This window comes from Bartonella sp. AD328YNZD, from assembly GCF_042196425.1.
In genome coordinates this window covers 1-2721 of sequence record NZ_JBHIQG010000312.1, presented here as the reverse complement: position 1 = coordinate 2721, position 2721 = coordinate 1, and the positions used below count along the sequence as shown (strand labels likewise).

Sequence of the window (2721 nt, the reverse complement as noted above, 5' to 3'; positions counted from 1 at the left end):
ATGATTACTTACTGTCATATTCAACGTGTCCTTGGATCAAAAATGCGATAAAGCAAATCAGAAAATAAATTAATGGCAACAAAGATAAATCCTACAAGTAAAGTACATCCTACAACTGCATTCATATCTCCGGCCAAAAGAGCATTTGTCAAGTAATGCCCAAAACCAGGCCAAGCAAAAACTGTCTCCGTCAAAACAGCCCCTTCTAATAAAAAAGCATAAGATAGCGCCACAACGGTAATAACCTGAACAGCAGCATTCCTAAAGGCATGCCCCCAAACCGTTCGTGCCCAAGATAACCCCTTTACACGGGCAGTAATAATATATTCCTGATTGAGTTGCTCAATCATAAACCCACGAGTCATACGGCTAATATAAGCCATAGCACCGAATGCTAAGATCAAAGCAGGCATAATAATGTGACTAAAGACATTACCAAAAGCCTCCCATTGTCCTTGGCTCGCTGTATCCCAAAGAAAAAATCCTGTTTTAGGTTCAAAAGAATATTCATAAAGAAAATCAATACGTCCTGGACCACCAACCCAGCCAAGCTTGGCGTAAAATATTAACAACGCCATTAAACCAAGCCAAAATGTCGGGGTAGAATAACTTACAAGTGTAAAAACACGGACAACATAATCAATAAATGAATCGCGATACATTGCTGCAAAAACACCAAATGGAATCCCAAGACTTGTACCAATAACAATAGCAACGGTTGCAAGCTCTAATGTTGCAGGAAATACGCGCATAATATCAGTTAAAACAGGACGCCCAGAAGTTAAAGCATCTCCAAAGTCAAATAAAAATACATTATGAAGATACTTCCAATATTGGACAATCAACGGCTTATCAAGACCCAGCTTATAATACATTGTATCATAGGCCTCCTGACTGATATTATCACCAAGAATAGACAAAACGGGATCTAGAGGGAGAAGATGACCAAGAAAAAAAGTAATCGTCACCAACCCAAATAATGTGATAATAACTGAAATAAGAAGTTTAAATCCCTTGAACAAAAAATTCCATAAAAACAATTTTTTCTGCTTTTCTGATACAGCTCTTTCAGTCTCTGAAAGTGGCAAAATCATTATAAAAATCCCCTCTGTAGCGATAAAATATAAAGCGAATACTTTTTTTCATATAACGAAATAATCTCTTATTAAACATGTTCTACAATCTTTCTCTACAACATGCTTCTTTTTATTTTTCTGCTTCATTGTAGTAAAGTCTGTAACTATTCCAAACCCATTTTTTGACATCAGGTCCTATACCAACGGTATAATATGTCTGAAATAAATAAACCATAGGACCATGCTCTAGCACATAATGCTGTAAAGTACGATATTGCATAATACGCTTATTGGGATCTTTCTCAAATAAAGCATGCATCACCATTTTATTAATATTTTCATCATAATATCCAGCGCGCCAAGCCAAATACATATTGTGCTTTTTTGTAAATGTTGGATCAGGATTAAATACATGATTTAATGAAGCAGGATGTCCATCAGGATCAGCACTCCCCCACCCCATAAGTGCAGTATCATAATTTCCACCCCGTACACGGCTTAACAATTGATTTTGTGCCATTTTTTCAATTGTCAGCTCAACACCAATTTTGCGTGCATTGGCTTGAATAGACTGTGCAACAGATGACATATAACTAAGGCTTCCAACTAAAAGATTAGCTTTAAAGCCATTAGGATAGCCAGCCTCAGTAATCAACTGTTTTGCTTTTTTCAAATCCAACTTAAAAGGCAATCCTTCTTTTTCATCTAAAGCACCTGGAACACCCAAGGACATATAAGTTGCTCGGGGAATAGCAATCCCCTTCAAAACAGTTTTTCCAAGACCTTCATAATCAACCAAATAACGAAGTGCCAACCTAACCTTTTCGTTTGCTAAAATTGCATTTTTGTTATTTAACGATAGATAAATAATCTGCGGGCGCAAAACACGGCTAATTTTGATCCGACCGCCCTTTTTTTCAAGATCTAAAATATCCTCTGAAGAAAGATCACGTACAATATCCACATCACCTTTTTCCAAAAGAAGTCTTTGACTTGATGAATCCGCTACATGCTGCACAACGATCTTCTTAATTTTAGGCACTTCACCCCAATAATGCTGTGTAGCCTCTAACACAACTTTATCCGCTGGAGACCAGTTCACCAATTTATAAGGCCCAACACAAGCAGAATGTGTTGCTAAATATTTATTCCCCATATCACCGTCAAGACTCTGCGCTTCAATTGTTTTCCGATCAAGCAAAGCAGAAGCATAAGATTGTCCAATAACAGTCAATATAAGTTGTATAGGATAGGATTTATCAAATTTTAATTGTAAAGTTTTATCATCAAGAGCCTGAATATTTGTTTCAACATTTTTTTTGGTAAACCCATAATCCATTAAAGATTGAGCATAGCTTAATCCTAATTTAATAATCCTCCGCATCGACCACACCAGATCTTGCGCCGTCGCTGTTCTCCCATCATTAAACTTCAAATCATCACGAAGATGAAAAACTATTCTTTTTCCATTATCTAAAACGTCCCAAGATTGTGCCATAGCAGGGCGAATTTTTGTGGGATCATGCTCATCATATTGCACTAACGCGCTACAAATATTCGTCAATAATTCACTCGTCACAACCTCAACAGTTTGCGCTGGATCAAAACTACTAATTGAATCAATATTCCATGCCATCACCAATAT

2 protein-coding genes are annotated in these 2721 nt (G+C 36.9%); both read right to left on the bottom strand.

The annotated features are described in order from the left end of the window. Positions 1-20: 20 nt before the first annotated feature. Positions 21-1094 (bottom strand): ABC transporter permease, encoded by a 1074-nt coding sequence (locus ACFIO3_RS11115; RefSeq protein ID WP_375608761.1) that lies wholly within the window; start codon positions 1092-1094, stop codon positions 21-23. 112 nt (positions 1095-1206) lie between these two features. Then, positions 1207-2721: ABC transporter substrate-binding protein (locus ACFIO3_RS11110; protein WP_375704464.1), on the bottom strand; the 1515-nt coding region annotated here is incomplete at its 5' end.

Excerpts from the sequence above, each read along its gene's own strand:
- ACFIO3_RS11115 (WP_375608761.1), bottom strand. The coding sequence starts at position 1,094 with ATGATTTTGCCACTTTCAGAGACTGAAAGAGCTGTATCAGAAAAGCAG.